This is a genomic window from Luteolibacter ambystomatis, from assembly GCF_018137965.1.
GTDB lineage: Bacteria > Verrucomicrobiota > Verrucomicrobiia > Verrucomicrobiales > Akkermansiaceae > Luteolibacter > Luteolibacter ambystomatis.
Genome location: NZ_CP073100.1, coordinates 4,553,673 through 4,569,555, shown reverse-complemented (window position 1 = coordinate 4,569,555; position 15,883 = coordinate 4,553,673). Strand labels below are relative to the sequence as shown.

The window sequence follows — 15,883 nt, the reverse complement described above, 5'->3', positions numbered from 1 at the left end:
CTACTTCTTCAGACCCAGCACCACCACTCCCGCTCCCACCATCAGGATGCCCGCCCATTCGCGTGGCGAAGGACGCTCCTTGAGGAATAGCAAGGCGAAGGCGGCGACAAGCAGCAGGCTGGATTTGTCGATGGGAGCCACTTGGGAAGCCGTGCCATCTTTCAACGCACGGAAGTAGCAGACCCATGAGGCGCCCGTCGCGAGCGCGGAGAGCACGAGGAAGCACCAAGCCTTGGTGGATAGTTGAGCCGGATTGCTCCATTTGCCCGTGGCCATCACGAAAGCCGCGAGCACCAGCAGGATCACGAAGGTGCGGATCAGCGTGGCAAAGTCCGAATCCACACCCTGCAATCCCACCTTGGCGAAAATGGTGGTCAACGCAGCGAACACGGCGGACAGCAGCGCCCAGTGGAACCAGGTCAGGGTCATGAGCCCATTCTAGCAGAGTATGACGGTCATAGGAATGTCCTTGCTCCCTGTGGCTCCCGCGATAGTCAGCCGGGATGCGATTCCGGATTCTCGTCTGCCTGTCATTCGCCACCTCCCTTGCCACCGCGGGATTGGAGAAAAAGGAGGCTGCGGACCTGGTCACGAAGCTCGCCGCGGAACGCCTCACCAACCTGAAAACGGAACGTGCCGCCGAGATGGAGGCGAAGTCGATCACCCTCGGCGACAAGACGATGCCGTGGCTGGAGAAAACCTTCGGAGACGCCCCTGCGGGCAAGCGCAGCCTGTGGATCTCCATGCACGGCGGCGGCAATGCATCGCCGACCGTCAATGACCAGCAGTGGCAGAACCAGATCAAACTCTACCAGCCGCCGGAGGGCATCTACATCGCGCCGCGCGCTCCCACCAATACATGGAACCTCTGGCATGAGGGCCACATCGATCCGATGTTCTCACGGATCATCGAGGACATGATCGCGGTGCGCGGGGTCGATTCCGAAAAGGTCTATCTGATGGGCTACTCGGCGGGGGGCGATGGCGCGTGGCAGCTCGGCCCGCGCATGGGGGATCGCTTTGCGGCGGTCGCGATGATGGCCGGCCATCCGGGAGACATGGCGCTGGCCAGCCTGCGGAACGTGCCCTTCGCCATCTTTTGCGGCGGGTGGGACCGCGCCTACGACCGGAACAAGCTCTGCAAGGAATACGGCGAGAAACTCGACCAGCTCCAGAAGGACGATCCGGACGGCTACACCCACATGGTCCGGATCTACGAGGGGCTGGGCCACTGGATGGACCGCAAGGATGCCGAGGCCGTCCCGTGGATGGCCGGTTTCACCCGCCGCACCTGGCCGAAGAAAATCATATGGGTACAGGATGACATCATCCACGAACGCTTCTACTGGCTGGGAGTCCCGGCCGCCTCCACGAAAGCCGGAGCAAGGATCACCGCCACGGTCGAGAACCAGACCATCACGCTTGATGGCGACGTTGCTCCGGAAACCATTCTCTGGCTCTCCGACGCCCTCCTTGATCTCGATCAAGCGGTGACGGTGAAAGTGAACGGCAAGGTGGTCCACGAGGGCGGAATCGAGCGCACGCGGGAAGCGATCACCGCCTCCCTCGCGGATCGCCCGGACACCGCGGCCTGCGCCACCGCCAAGTGGGTCTTGAAATGACCCCCTGCCAGAAAAAACAAAACCGGCGGCATCCCGAAGGATACCGCCGGTAGAGTTTCCAGCAAACGAACGGAAAATCAGTTCACAGCCACCGCGGAGGAACCGGTCTCACCGGTGCGGATGCGGATGGCTTCTTCGATGGTGGAGATGAAAACCTTGCCGTCACCGATCTTGCCGGTGTTGGCGCTCTTGACGATCGCTTCGGCAACACCGCCAGCCTGCGCGTCGTCCACGACGATCTCGATCTTCACTTTGGGAAGGAAATCAACGGTGTACTCGGAACCGCGGTAGATTTCGGTATGGCCCTTCTGACGGCCGAAACCTTTCACTTCAGTAACGGTCATGCCCTGGACACCCACTTCCGCGAGCGCCTCCTTCACTTCTTCCAGCTTGAATGGTTTGATGATCGCTTCGATTTTTTTCATGGTTCCGGCGGATTGGTAAGGGGGCTATAGCAACGGTCGTGCCAACTTGTGTCGGGAAAAATTTCCAACAACACCGCCTTTCTTTTAGACTTCGGCGCGCGCCTTGACGAGAGGAAATCCCTGTGGCGGCAATGATCCGGCGTCAAACCGGAGGCTTTCCGGCGATTCCGCCCTGTTGATAACGCATCCGGGTTGCGCCGGGCCGAAAGATCATGCAACTTCGGGGCGTTAAACCATTCTCTCCAACATGAAAAAACTGATCATTTCTCTCGCTGCCGCCGTTCTCGCGCCTGTCGCCATCGCTGAAGACGCCAAGGTCGAACTCACCGGCAACGACGCGATGCAGTTCAGCTCGAAAGCCTTCGACGTGACCGCCGGCCAGAGCGTGAGCCTCACCCTCAAGCATATCGGCAAGTTGCCGAAAGCCGCGATGGGCCACAATGTGGTGATCCTCAAGTCCGGCACCGTGGTCGCCACCTTCGCCACGAAGGCCATGACCGCCAAGGACACCGACTACATCCCGGGTGATGCCGAGTCGAAGGCCCAGATCGTCGCCCACACCAAGACCATCGGCGGCGGCGAGTCCGACACCGTCACCTTCACCGCTCCGACCGAGCCGGGTTCCTATCCGTTCCTCTGCACCTTCCCCGGCCACTTCGCCGTGATGCAGGGCGTGATGACCGTGAAGGCCAAGTAAGCCTTCTGAATTTCGAAACGGGCGGCCCGCAGGACGGTGCCGCCCGTTTTTCGTTTCAGCGCAGGCTCTTGCGCCCGGTTTCCCGGCCCATGGCATCGTAGCTGATGCAGGTGTTCCAAGCCCCGTCACGATCGTCATCCTCCCAGCGGGTGTCCGGATTGCCATTCTTGTAATCGTAGCGGATCAAGGGGAAACCGCTGCCACCCGGGGTGACGGTGGTGGTGACGGGCAGGTCGTTTTTCCAGATGGTGACACTGTCGAAGGTGCCATCGAGATCGAGATCTCTCTGGGAACGCACCCGTTCGCCATTTTCATATTCCTCACGGGTATCCCAGCGGCCGTCGTAGTTGTCATCCCGGAACACGAGCGCCGGATTTCCGTTGGACGTGGATTCGATCCTCTTGTCGATCCTGCCATCTCCATTGCGGTCGTATTCCTGTTTGAGAGCGGCGGAACGGCCTCCGGACCGGTTCTGGCTCACCCCCACGACGAAGAGGCTGATCACCGCCGTAACGACAATGGCGAAAACCAGCCATCCGGGCACCGTCTGGCGGCGATTGCGGGCGGTCTCCGACAGGGGCGGAAGTCCGAGGTGCTGGCGGGCGGCTGCGGCGTCCTCATCCGCCACCGCCACCCGGATGCCGGAGGAGTTCAACAAATAGGGCGCGGTGGAGGCCAAGGCCTCATCGAGAATGTCCGCGGGAATGCCTTCGTTCTCCAACAGGTTCTTCGCCATCCACGCGTCCTCCAGCGTCCCGCACTCCTTGACCACCGTCATGCGGCAGTCATCGCACGGGAACGCCGGGGCCGAAACTTCAAACCGCGGCAGCGCGGAATGCGGCGAGGTTCTCCGCTCCCATGTAGCGGACCAGTACCTCGTCCGGAGCGCGGTTCAAATCCACCAGCACCAGCGCGTCGAGCACGTTGGCGAAGTCCGGATCGACATTGAACTCCAACAGGGTTGCATTGAGCTTCAGGTACTGGCGCAGCAGCACCGGCACGCCCTTGCCATCCGGCTCGACCTGGGCGATCGCGGCGGACACTTCCTCAATCGAGCCGAGGCGGCTGCTGATCTCGTCCATTTCCAAGTCAATCCCATCGTAGGGGTGAAAGGGCTCCACCGCGTCGGCGAAGTTCGCGTCACGACGATTGCCACGCATGAAACGCACGATCAGCTCCTGCGAGACGGCGGTGTAGTCGTTCGAAATGCTGACCGGTCCGAAGAGGCGGGCGTAGCGCGGATAGCGCGCCACGAAGCGGCTGATTCCGCGCCAGAGCAAGCCGAGCGGGTGGATCGAGCGCTGGTATTCCGTCGCCACGAACGAGCGGCCCAGCTCCAGCCCGGGAGTGAGATGATCGAGGAACGGCTGGCCGAGCTTGAAGAGCGTGGAGGTGTAGAGGCCCTCCGGGCCGAACTCCGCCAGCAGGGTATCGGTGCGGCCGAGGCGGTAGGCACCGGCCACGGCGTTCGCCTCGCGGTCCCAGAGGAACAGGTGGAGGTAGGAGCGGTCGTAAATATCGAGGTCCAGCGCCTTGCCACTGCCCTCGCCCACCGCCCGGAAGGCGATTTCGCGGAGGCGGCCGATCTCATGCAGGATGGCCGGAATGGCGTCGGCGGAGGCCAGGTAAACGTCGAAGCGGCCTTGGGAAGCCAGCGGGGCATTGGCGGCCAGGCGCGCGATTTCGGCCTGCACGGCGGCCGGGTCGGCGGGCGCGGCGACCGATACTTGGAATGCGGCGGGTCCCCGCTCATGCGAGGAGTTCGGATCTTGAGGCTGAAGGTTCATCGTGGTGATGTCCCGGGGTTCGTCTCGCGCGCAGCGCCAGTGCCTGCGTTTGGCGAATCCGTCAAGGCGAAACATGATATGACGAGGGGTGGAGTCCACCCGATCGCGTCAACGGTTTCGTCACGGAAGCGGAACCGCTTCCAGCCTCTGTCTCAGAAAAGCAGTGGCATCTTCCGCTGATTGGATATCAGCGGGTTCCACCAGTTCTCCGGCCCGGCAGCAGACCTTGTCGCCCTTCCGGGAAAGAATCACCCGCGGCAGCAGCGCGGTCCGGATCAGGGGGTGAATGGCACCCGCCAGATGGAACCAGGACGGATTCTCCCCGAAAAACCGCACCGGCAGGACCGGCACTCCGGCCTTGCGGGCGAGGGCAGCGATGTGCGGGGACCATGGCCCGTCCGCAACCCGCCCGAGGTGATCCCGCCAGGTGGACACCTCTCCGGCGGGAAAGACCGCCAAAAGGCCGCCGCCACGCAAGTGCTCCAGGGCGGAGCGGAGGGTCAAAGCGTTCTGACGGGCGGCCTGGCGATCGCCGAGAATGGAGAGCGGCAGGAACCAATGGCCCACGCCGGGCGCTGCCGCCGCCATTTCATTGGCGAGGATGGCGAAATCGCGGCGCTTCCTCAGGCACAGCGCGATCAAGGTCAGGGCATCCGCACCGCCAAAGGGGTGATTCGAGACCACGATGACCCCGCCTTCCGCCGGAATCGCCTCCACCACGCCCGCCGCATCCGGCGTGAGGCCGAACTGGCGCAGCACGTCCTCCGCCGGGTCCGGATCATGGGACGCATCAAGGAACGCCTGACGGGAACGGGCGATGCCCAGCACGGATTCCAGCATGCCCCGGACGGTGGCACGCCAGCCATCCCCCGCCAACGCTGGCAGGGCGTCGGCGATGGCCATGAATTTTTCCGGATTCGGGGAAGAAGGAGTCGGGTCGGGTGTGTCCAAGCGTGCGGCCGGGGTTCAGGCCTTGTTCTTGAGGAGATCCCGGATTTCGGCAAGCAGCTTCACATCGGCGGGAATTTCCGGCTCACCGGGAGCGTCCGCCTTTTTCTCCATCATCGTCTTCAGCCTGTTCATCGGCTTGATGAACACGAAGAACAGGATGGCACCCACGATGATCAGGGAGAGAACGGCATTCACCACCACGCCCAGGTCGAAGATCCAGAGCTTCAGGGAAACATCGGGCTTCCCTCCCGCCGCGTTGATCAGCGGATTGATGATGCCGGTGGTGAAGGCCTTCACCACATCGCCGAAGGCGGCGCCGATGAGCACACCGACCGCCAGATCGATGGCGTTTCCCTTGAGAATGAATTCGCGAAATTCCTTGAGCATGGTTTGAGGGGTTGAGTCAGCGCCCACCTTTCCACAGGCCCGGCTTTTTCCAAGTCGATTCTAACCGCCGCCGGCTCATAAGAGGGTGTATCGAAACCTGCTTCGTCCCAACGGGACGAGGGAGCTTCAACCGGCGTTTCGTTACACGCTCTAAGAGTTTGCGGTTTTGCGGAAAACAGGCATATGGTGCAGGGCCATGAAATCCTCCTGTTATTATTATCTACCAGCCATCGCGGCCGCGGCCGTGCTCGTGTCCTGCAAGGACTCCAAGTCCGGGGATTCCGCTTCTTCCTCGTCATCCACCGCTTCCGATACCGTGGTGCTGGCCAAGGCCGACTCCCTGCCCAAGGCTGGAACCAAGCTCACCGCCTCCCGCAAGATGGCGATGAAAGACGCCACCATGAAGGTCAGCGCCGGCGGCCAGAACATGGATGGAACGGCCAGTGTCACCGAAACGGAAACCACCACCATCGAGTTCGCCAGCGCGGACAAGGTGAAGAGCACCGTCACTGCCGGTGAAAAAGCGCAGACGACAAAAATGAACGGCCAGGATATCCCGAACGAGCCCCAGCCGAATTCCCTGCTGAATGTTCCGGTCGTCTATACCAAAAAGGATGGCAAATGGACGGGCGCGCTGGAGAGCGGCACCGCCACCGCCGCCCAGACGAAGGACATCGCGAAACTCGAGAAGAAACTGAACAAGCCGAAGGATGCATCAGTCTATGGAACCTCCCCGCACAAGGTGGGTGACTCCTGGACGGTGGACGCGGCCGATCTCGCCTTCGCCGATGACGACAACGAGACCAAGGGTTCCCTCAAGCTGACCTTCAAGGGCATCGAAACCTACGAAGGAAAAAAATGTGCCCGCCTCGAAGGTCCGCTGGAACTGACCGGAAAAACCGCCGCCGACAAAGGCAGCCTGGATCTCTCCATGAAGGGGGACATGGTCATCCTGCGCGCGATCGATGAAATGATCGACATGAAGACCGATTTCAAAGGCAAGATGGAGATGAAAGGGAACATCCCCGGTGGCACCATGTCGATGGAAGGCGGCATCGTGGTGGATGAGAGCAACAAGATCAACTGACCCTCCCTCGGACACATGTCCGTACCAACAGCCGGGCCGCGGGTCCGGCTGTTTTTGTTAGGAGACGGCGGCGCCACCATTGGAGGCTTGATATGCGGGAGAAAATTCCCATAGGCTGGAGTTCTATGAAAATTCCCTCTCGTTTGCGTTTGATTGCCGTGGCGGTTCTCACCGCTTTCGTTTCTTCCGCCCACGCGCAAGACAGCTACGTCCTCGCCAAGAAGGGTGAAACGCCGAAGCCCGGCACCAAGTGCGAGCTGACCAAGAAGATGGCCATGAAGAACGGCGTCCTGAAGGTCAAAGCCGGCGAGCAGAATATGGACGGCACGTGTTCGATCTCCGAATCGGAAAGCGAAACCATCGAGTACAAGGCAGCGGACAAAGTGAAGCGCACGGTCACCGCGGGGGAGAAGTCCCAGAAAATGACCATGAACGGCCAGGAAATGCCGGACGAGCCCCGCGCGCATGCGCTGCTGAAGGTGCCCGTGATCCTCACCAAGGAGGACGGTGAATGGAGCGCCGAGCTGGAGGATGGCAAGGAGCCGACGGACGAGCAGCAGACCGAACTGGAGAAGAAGGAAAAGGATCAGGACAAGTCCAGCGACGCCGAGATGTACGGCACCGAAGCCCGCAAGGTCGGTGAAACCTGGACCGTGGATGCCGCCGACCTCCCCTTCGCCAAGCAGGAGGAGGACACCAAGGGCAGCCTCAAGATCACCTTCAAGGGCGTGGAGGACTGCGGCGGCAAGAAGTGCGCCCGCCTCGAGGGCCCGATGGAACTCACCGGCAAAACCGACCAAGGCCAGAAACTCTCACTCAAGGGCGATGTCGTGATCTTCCGCTCGCTGGAGGATCACATGGACATGAAGGTCGATTTCACCGGCAAGATGGAAATGAGCGGCGACATCCCGAATGGCTCGATGTCGATGAGCGGTGAGATGACCATGTCCGAAGTCACCAAGGTGAACTAGGTTCTCCCACGGTACGTCGAAAATCAAAAAGCCCGGAGCGGTCACCGCCCCGGGCTTTTTCGTGATGAACTGCGGTGCTTACAGATCCCTGATCCAGATATTGGCGAAGTCGATCGACGCGCCGTGATGCTGGAGGGCGATCTTGCCCTTGGCGGGCATGCCGGGAAGCTGCGCCTTGTCGATGACCTTCTTGTCATTGACGATGACGGTGAGGCGGTCGCCCTTCACCGTGATGAGGGTGCGGTTCCACTCGCCGAGGACATGGTCGGCCTTTTCCTTCGGGGTGACTCCCGCGCGCACTTCAGCGGACTGGGAACCATCGGTGCGATAACCATAGACCTCACCGGAACCGACCGGCCAGTTCCACAGGTTCACCTGGCTCTTGGAATTGCCGCGGACATAGACTCCGCTGTCGAGCTCCTGGACCTCGACCGTCTCGGACTTGCCGTCCGCGCCCTTCTTCTCGGTGCCATCCGGCAGAATGATCGGCCGCTGCATCTTCGGGCCGGTGCCATTCCAGCGCCAGTCGAAGACCATGGTGAAATCGCCGTACTCCTTCTCCGTCCAGAGCTGACTGGGATTCTTCGCGGTGCCGATGTGCTTGAGGATGCCATTGATGGGCACCCAGCTCTCGTCGCCGTCCTTCTCCGTCTTCCAGCCGGTGAGGGTCTTTCCGTCGAAGATCCTGGTGAAGCCCGCACCCGCCGCGCCCGCGCTGTTCGCACCGGGTGGCAATTCGGTGATGTTGAGATTGCGGAACAGCACGCGGTCGCCGTGGCCGAGGAAAGCAAGGTGGCCGCCGCGGCGCTTCGCCCCTTCATGCTTCGGGAACTGCTTGTTCAACTCGTCGAGATTCGCACGCAGGGCGACCTCGCCATTCACCTCCACGCGCACATTCGGACCATCCACCACGATGCGTTCCTTGTTCCACTCGCCCACCGGCTTGAGCAGGCCCTGCTTTGCAGGAACGAGCGTGTAGAGCGAGCCGTGGAACTGATAGGGCTTGAGGTCCTTGTATTTCGGATCGGTGCTGTCGAGCACCTGCACCTCCATGCCGACGTAGGCGGAATCGCCGGTACCGGGATAGTGGATGCCGATGCCGTTGTTCGCGCCCGGCGTGAGCTTGAATTCGAAATCGAGGATATAGTCCGCGAAGGTGTCGTCCGTCACCAGATTGCGGCCCTGCGGCGTGCAGGCGATCGCGCCGTCCTCGACCACATAGCCCTCGCCATGCCAGCCGGTGAGGTCCTTGCCGTTGAAGAGGGGCCGGGATTTGAACTCCGGCTTCGCATCCTGGGCGAAGGCGGGCGCCACAAGCGCGAGGAGCATCAGAAGCTGTTTCATGAATGGTTCGGTTGGAGGGTTCAGAGTTCGATGGTCTTGCCGGTGCGGAAGCTTTCGTCCGCAGCGGCGACGATGCGCATCGAGGCGACGGCGTCGTTCATGTGATCGGTGAGATCGAGGTTCTCGCGGATCGCCTTGAGGAAATACTCCTGCTCGCGGTGGCACAAGCCATCGTGATCGGGTTCGTCATCGAGGCGCACGGTTTCATCGGCCTTGGCGAAGGTCCCGTCGGCCTTGAGTTCGGAATGGTGCAAGCGCAGCGCCTGGGTCTGGGTGTGGGCGTCCACGTTGGCGCTCTGACCTTCGCCACCGGCCTTCTCCGCCACAATCGAGACACAGCCTTTCGGCCCGACCACGTCCTTCACGAAGAACGCCACCTCGCTCATCATCGGACCCCATCCGGCCTCATACCAGCCGACGGAGCCATCCTCGAAGGTCACCTGGAGCGCACCGTAGTTGACCTTGCCTTCCGGAATCTCGTCGGTGAGGCGCGCACCAATGCCGGAGACGCGCACCGGCTTCGAGCGGGTCATCTGGCACATCACGTCCACGTAGTGCACTCCGCAATCCACGATCGGCGAGATCGAGGACATGAGGTTCTTGTGAGTACCCCAGTTCGCGCCGGAGGATTGCTGGTTGAGGTTCATGCGCATCACCAGCGGCTTGCCGAGCGAGTGCGACATCTCGATGAATTTGATCCAGCTCGGGTGGTGGCGCAGGATGTAGCCGATCACCAGCTTGCGGTCCGCCTTGATGGCGGCGTTCACGATCCGCTCGGCCTCCACCACGGTCTCCGCCAGCGGCTTTTCGATGAAGACGTGGCAGCCTGCGGCAAAGGCAGCTTCCGCATATTCGGCGTGTGTGTCCGGGTATGTGGAGATTGAGACAGCATCCGGTTGCGTTTCCGCCAAGGCGGCATGGAAATCCGAAAACTCCGGATATCCGCCTCCCAGCTCGGCATTGAGTTTCGCACGGGATTCCGGGGACCGGGTGACGATCCCACAGACCTCGAAGCCGGGGATGCGATGATACGCAAGTGCATGGGAACGGCCCATGTGGCCGGCACCGGCACAGAGAATACGGATAGGTTTCATACGGAAAGGAACGGGAACCAAAAACGACAGGGAGAAGGCGATCTTTCAATCGAAAGTGTCACACCACAGACACGTGACGATTTCTTCGCCGTGAGGGCTTTGCCCGATTGGAGCGAAAAGGGGCACCAATCGGATTTGGAGCCAACAAAAATCCTCATGCATCATCGTTACTGTTTATCAGCGGGCTTTTTCCTGGGAACGCTGGCCTTGAACGGAGCCACCACCGAATTCGGTCACGTGGTGGTGGTTCAGAATAGCAATGCCAATACCGCCGCCGCGGTAAACCTGACCAAAGGAGCCGGAAGTTCCTCCGGATTCACGATCACCGGCGGCAACCGCGGGGACTACGACCTCTCCTTCAACCAGACGAACGACGCGCTGAGCGGCGTGGTCATTTCCGCGATTGCACAAAACGGCCGCGACAACTCCGCACAGGGCGACACCTTCGGCCAGTTCTACGCCACCAGCAGCGCGGACCGGAACACCACCACGAACAAATACACCCTGGCCCTGTTCCGCGCGGCCCAGGGCGATGAGATCAACATCAACACCTCCTTCGCCTACTTTCCCTACTCCGACTGGTATGCCGGTCTCGCGCGCAACTCCGCCGCGACCAACGGTGGTGCGAACAACACCTTCACCGGACATGCCTCGCTCCACCTCGGCACCGAGTTCGTGGATCAGGGCGGCGGCCTCTCGAAACTGGATCTACGCGCGCTGGGTCATGACACCACCACCGGCATCCTGCTGGTGAACCACGCGAAAAACGAGGACAACTTCGCGCTGTCCCGCGCCAACAATGACGGCACCTTCACCATCATCTGCAAGGACAACGGCACCAACACCTCCACCTACGAGCAGGATCCGGTCGCCTTCGCCTTCATTCCGATCGACAAGGTCGGCACCGGCAGCCTGATCGCCGCGGGCCGCGTGAATGGCAACGGTTCGACCGATGTCGCCGGGGGCAATTTCACCGTCTCCAAGGCCGCCAACACCGGCGAGTGGTATCTGACCATCCCGGGCTACACCCCTTCGAACGGCGTGCTGGTCATCAGTCCGGAAGGCGCGGACACGAACAACCAGGACAATATCGTCAGCTACCAGTGGGATGCCACGAATTCCCGCTTCGTGATCCAGAGCCGCGACCTCACGGACGATGTGACGCTGCCCGGCCTGCAGAACATGGCATCGTCCGGTGAGGATGCGTTCAGCTTCGCGTTCTTCTCCACCACGCCCGCGGGCAACCTGCCTCCGGAAGTGGAGATCAGCGGTCCCGTCGATGGCGCGACCGTGCCGAACACCGCTCCGCTCAACATCGACATCCAGACCGCCGATGGCGATGGCAGCATCACCAAGATCGAGATCTTCGAAGGGCCGACCAAGATCGGTGAACTAACCGGCTCTCCCTGGACCTATCAGATCGCCGCGCCCGCCTACGGACTGCACACCTATACCGCCAAGGCCATCGACAACCTCGGCTCGGTCCGCACTTCCACGCCGGTCACCGTCAATGTGACCCCGCCCGCAGGCTCCGGTGGATTGTTCTTCGATGGCGCGGACGACCATGTCGCTTTCGGGGACAATCCGGCGCTGAAGCTCCAGAATTTCACGCTCGAGTGCTGGTTCAAGCGCGAGGGCGCGGGAATCGTCGCGAGCACCGGCTCCGGTGGTGTTTCCGGTGTTCCGCTGATCGCGAAGGGACGCGGTGAAAGCGATGGCTCGACCGTGGACTGCAACTACTTCCTCGGCATCCGCGGCACGGACAACGTGCTGTGTGCGGACTTCGAGGACTACGCCACCGGCCTCAATCATCCGGTGATCGGCCTTACCCCCGTGACTTCCGGTGTCTGGCACCACGCCGCTGTGACGTTCGATGGCACGCAATGGAAACTCTACCTCGACGGGAATCTCGAAACGACCTCGTCCACCAGCGGACAAATCCCCCGCTACGACAGCATCCAGCATGCGTCGCTGGGCACGGCGATGAATTCCACCGGCGTGCAGGAAGGCCGCTTCCTCGGTTTCATGGACGAGGCCCGCATCTGGAACTATGCGCGCAGTAGCAGCGACATCCAGTCTTCGATGAACACGGAAATCTCCGCCGCAGGTGGACTGGTGGCCCGCTACAGCTTCGCCCAAAGCAGCGGCACGACGCTGCTGAACTCGGCGGGTGGTTCCGTGGATGGCACGCTGGTGAACGGTCCGCTTTGGACGCAGGGCTACACCGGCTTCACCGGACCGACCAATAATTTCCCGACCGTCACGCTCGACAGTCCGGTGAACGGCGGCACCGCCACCGCAGGCCAGCCGCTCACGCTCACGGCGAGCGCCAGCGACACCGATGGCACCATCGTGAAGGTGGAGTTCTATGACGGCGGCACCAAGCTCGGCGAGTCGACCAGCGCGCCGTTCTCGTTCGTGTGGACGAATCCGACGCTCGGCAATCACAACCTCTCCGTCCGTGCGACCGACAATCTCGGTGGCATCGGGGCTTCTTCCGTTTCTGCCATTCTCATGCAGCCTCCGGCCGGAACGGATGCGGTGTATTTCGATGGCGTGAACGACTACGCCACCTTCGGCACGAACGCCGCGCTTGGTCTGCGGACGTTCACCTTGGAAACGTGGTTCAAGCGTGAAGGAGCGGGCACACCCGCGGGCAGTGGCTCCGGTGGGGTTTCCGCCGTTCCGCTGATCGCGAAGGGCCGCGGCGAGAACGACGACAACACGTTGAACTGCGACTACCTCTTCGGTATCCGCGCCAGTGATGGCGTGCTCTGCGCCGACTTCGAAGAAGGACCGGATGGCACCAGCCCTGGCCTGAATCATCCGGTGACCGGACAAACACCGGTGCAGATGGGCGTGTGGCAGCACGCGGCCGTGACCTACGATGGCACGACCTGGCGCCTCTACTTGAACGGCAATCTCGATGGCGAACTCGCCGTCGGCCAGCCGCCTGCCTGGAACAGCATCCAGCACGCCGCCCTCGCCGCGGCGCTGAATTCCACCGGCGTGCCGGAAGGCGCTTTCCAAGGCGTGCTCGATGAGACACGCATCTGGAACAAGGCCCGCACGGTCGATGAGATCCGCTCGACGATGAACAGCGAGGTGGTTTCCGCCTCCGGCCTCGTCGCCCGCTACGCAATGAACGAGCCGTCCGGCGCGATCATCCACAGCAGCGCCGGCACCACCATTGATGGCACGCTGACCAACGGCGGCTTCCGCACGCTGGGCGCTCCGCTCAATGGCGATGTCCCACCTTCGCTCACTCCGGTTTCGCCGGCCCACAACGAAACCGGCGAGGGATCGAGCGTGAATCTCCAGACGCTGGTGAACGACGTGGATTCGCAGCACCTCTCGGTGAAAACCTTCGCACGCCGCGTGGGCACCAACAGCACGGGTGAGGACTTCACCATCATCGCCCTGCCGGACACGCAGTACTACTCGGCGGAAGCGAACGGCGGCACGGCGGCGATCTACTCGGCGCAGACCGACTGGATCGTCGGGGAGATGGACACGCGGAACATCAAGTTCGTGATGCACCTCGGTGACATCGTGGACAACGGCGCGATCCTCAGCCAGTGGAACAATGCCACCAACGCGATGTACCGCCTGGAAAATCCGGACACCACGCTGCTGACCCACGGCATGCCTTACTCGGTGGCCGTCGGCAACCACGACCAGTCGCCGAACGGCAATGCGGATGGCTCGACGACCTACTTCAACACCTTCTTCGGCGTCCATCCCACCACCGGCATCAACCACTTCAACGGCAAGCCCTACTACGGTGGCGCCCAGTTCACGAACAACGCGGACAACAACTATTCGCTGTTCAGCGCGGGCGGCCTCGACTTCATCCTGATCAGCCTGGAGTACGATACCTCTCCGGATGCCGAGGACATGGCCTGGGCGGATGCGCTGCTGAAGCAGTATCCGAACCGCCGCGCGATCATCATCACCCACTACATGGTGGACGTGGGCAATCCCGCTCCATTCAGCGCGATGGGCCAGGCCATCTATAACGCGCTCAAGGGCAACCCGAACCTGATGCTGATGTATGGCGGCCACATTCACGGTGAAGGACGCCGCACGGACACCTATCAGGGTCGCACGGTCCACTCCGTGCTCGCGGACTACCAGGGCCGCACCCGCGGTGGCGACGGCTGGCTGCGCATCCTCGAATTCTCCCCGGCGAACAACCGCATCCACACCCGCACCTATTCGCCCACGCTCAACCAGTTCGAAACCGATGCGGACAGCGAGTTCGACCTGAGCGTGGATCTGCAATCGTCTCTGGAAGGTTTCACAGAGGTCGCCACGATTTCGAATGCCGCTCCGGGCACGACGGTTTCGGTTCCCTACACCAACCTCCAGGCAGGCAACCGCTACGAATGGTACTCCACCGTTTCCGATGGTACGACGACCATCGTGGGTCCGGTGCGAGGGTTCACCACCGCGACCGCGCCGCAGCCGCCCACCGTTTCCATCACCTCCCCGGCCAATGGCGCGAGCTTCACGATTCCGACAAACGTGACGCTCACCGCCGATGCCGCGGACGCGGATGGCACGGTGGCGAAGGTCGGCTTCTACAACGGCACCACGCTGCTCGGTGAAGCGGCCACTCCTCCGTATTCATTCAACTGGCAAAACGTCCTGCCCGGCAGCTATACGATCTTCGCCAAGGCGACGGACAATGCCGGTCTCACCACCACCTCCCCACCGGTCGCCATGACCGTGGTCGATCCGAAGCCGGTGGTGACCGTCGCCGCCACGGATGCCAGCGCCGGTGAGTTCGGCACGGACAAGACACTGGAGTTCACCTTCACCCGCACGGGCGATGTGGATCAGGATCAGCCTGTGGTGTTCTCGCTCGGTGGTTCCGCCATTCCGGGAACCGACTACTCGATCGGTTCCGCCGCCACGCAGACACCCGGACTCGGCGGCTACATCATGATTCCGACAGGACAGAGCAGCACGACCCTGAAGTTCACGGTGCTGGCCGATGAAGCGAACGAAAGCAATGAAACCGTGATGGTTTCCATTGAGGACAACGAGGTCTATTACACCGGCACTCCGGCGGTGGCCACCGGCATCATCGCCGACAAGCCTTCGCAGGAATGGGCCTACGCCCAGCTCTCCGGCTCGCCGCTTTCCGGTCCGACCGAGGATGCGGACGCCGACGGCCGCGCGAACCTGGTGGAGTACTTCATGAAGAGCCAGCCGGGCAATGGCGCGAGCAGCGGCGTCTTCCAGATGATGCCTCCTGCGGAAGAAGGGGTCTTCAAGATCCGCTACAACCGCGGCAAGGATCTCGCCGACGTGACCGGTGCGCTGGAGTGGTCCAGTGACATGATCCACTGGCACGGCAGCGGCGACAACGATGGCGCGCACACGCTCTCCATCACCGAGAGCGTGATCTCGTCCGAGAGCGCGGACCCGCAGTTGATCGAGGCCACCGTCACCGCCACCGCAGGCGGCCAGCCGGAGCGCATCTTCGTCCGCCTCTCCGTCCACTGATCGC

13 protein-coding genes are annotated in these 15,883 nt (G+C 62.1%); 5 read left to right on the top strand and 8 right to left on the bottom strand.

The window, feature by feature from the left end; translation table 11 throughout:
* Nucleotides 1-429, bottom strand: coding sequence for an EamA family transporter (locus tag KBB96_RS17655; protein ID WP_211630812.1), 429 nt, complete (start codon nt 427-429; stop codon nt 1-3).
* A 74-nt stretch (nt 430-503) separates the two neighbouring features.
* On the opposite strand from KBB96_RS17655, the gene KBB96_RS17650 reads away from it, so the two are divergent.
* On the top strand, nt 504-1,622 hold the full coding sequence (locus KBB96_RS17650) for a dienelactone hydrolase family protein (RefSeq protein ID WP_211630811.1): 1,119 nt from the start codon (nt 504-506) through the stop codon (nt 1,620-1,622).
* A gap of 77 nt (nt 1,623-1,699) precedes the next feature.
* On the opposite strand, the gene KBB96_RS17645 is transcribed toward KBB96_RS17650, so the two are convergent.
* Complete coding sequence (locus KBB96_RS17645) at nt 1,700-2,047, bottom strand: P-II family nitrogen regulator (protein ID WP_211630810.1); 348 nt, start codon at nt 2,045-2,047, stop codon at nt 1,700-1,702.
* A 247-nt stretch (nt 2,048-2,294) separates the two neighbouring features.
* Between KBB96_RS17645 and azu the strand changes: the two genes are divergently transcribed.
* Entirely contained in the window at nt 2,295-2,744 is a 450-nt protein-coding gene (gene azu / locus KBB96_RS17640) for an azurin (RefSeq protein ID WP_211630809.1), read from the top strand.
* A 55-nt stretch (nt 2,745-2,799) separates the two neighbouring features.
* Here azu and KBB96_RS17635 read toward each other — a convergent pair whose 3' ends face one another.
* The 4 genes from KBB96_RS17635 to mscL form a co-directional block, all read right to left on the bottom strand.
* Nucleotides 2,800-3,522: a putative signal transducing protein gene (locus KBB96_RS17635; protein ID WP_211630808.1), complete on the bottom strand. Its 723-nt coding sequence runs from the start codon at nt 3,520-3,522 to the stop codon at nt 2,800-2,802.
* Between the two features lie 37 nt (nt 3,523-3,559).
* Nucleotides 3,560-4,606 (bottom strand): GNAT family N-acetyltransferase, encoded by a 1,047-nt coding sequence (locus tag KBB96_RS17630; protein ID WP_211630807.1) that lies wholly within the window; start codon nt 4,604-4,606, stop codon nt 3,560-3,562.
* Nucleotides 4,607-4,651: 45 nt separating this feature from the next.
* Nucleotides 4,652-5,434: a 1-acyl-sn-glycerol-3-phosphate acyltransferase gene (locus KBB96_RS17625; protein ID WP_211630806.1), complete on the bottom strand. Its 783-nt coding sequence runs from the start codon at nt 5,432-5,434 to the stop codon at nt 4,652-4,654.
* Between the two features lie 63 nt (nt 5,435-5,497).
* Nucleotides 5,498-5,869, bottom strand: coding sequence for a large conductance mechanosensitive channel protein MscL (gene mscL, locus KBB96_RS17620; RefSeq protein ID WP_211630805.1), 372 nt, complete (start codon nt 5,867-5,869; stop codon nt 5,498-5,500).
* A gap of 196 nt (nt 5,870-6,065) precedes the next feature.
* Here mscL and KBB96_RS17615 point away from each other — a divergent pair, with 196 nt between their 5' ends.
* Both KBB96_RS17615 and KBB96_RS17610 read left to right on the top strand, forming a co-directional pair.
* A complete protein-coding gene (locus KBB96_RS17615; RefSeq protein WP_211630804.1) occupies nt 6,066-6,956 on the top strand; it encodes a hypothetical protein in 891 nt (296 codons plus the stop codon).
* 125 nt (nt 6,957-7,081) lie between these two features.
* Nucleotides 7,082-7,927 carry a hypothetical protein gene (locus KBB96_RS17610; RefSeq protein WP_211630803.1) on the top strand — a complete coding sequence of 282 codons (846 nt, stop codon included), beginning with the start codon at nt 7,082-7,084 and terminating at the stop codon, nt 7,925-7,927.
* A gap of 78 nt (nt 7,928-8,005) precedes the next feature.
* Here the strand turns inward: KBB96_RS17610 and KBB96_RS17605 are convergent, their stop codons facing one another.
* Nucleotides 8,006-9,271: a 3-keto-disaccharide hydrolase gene (locus KBB96_RS17605; RefSeq protein ID WP_211630802.1), complete on the bottom strand. Its 1,266-nt coding sequence runs from the start codon at nt 9,269-9,271 to the stop codon at nt 8,006-8,008.
* A 20-nt stretch (nt 9,272-9,291) separates the two neighbouring features.
* Nucleotides 9,292-10,365, bottom strand: coding sequence for a Gfo/Idh/MocA family protein (locus KBB96_RS17600; RefSeq protein ID WP_211630801.1), 1,074 nt, complete (start codon nt 10,363-10,365; stop codon nt 9,292-9,294).
* A 156-nt stretch (nt 10,366-10,521) separates the two neighbouring features.
* Here KBB96_RS17600 and KBB96_RS17595 point away from each other — a divergent pair, with 156 nt between their 5' ends.
* Complete coding sequence (locus KBB96_RS17595; RefSeq protein WP_211630800.1) at nt 10,522-15,879, top strand: Ig-like domain-containing protein; 5,358 nt, start codon at nt 10,522-10,524, stop codon at nt 15,877-15,879.
* Nucleotides 15,880-15,883 lie beyond the last annotated feature (4 nt).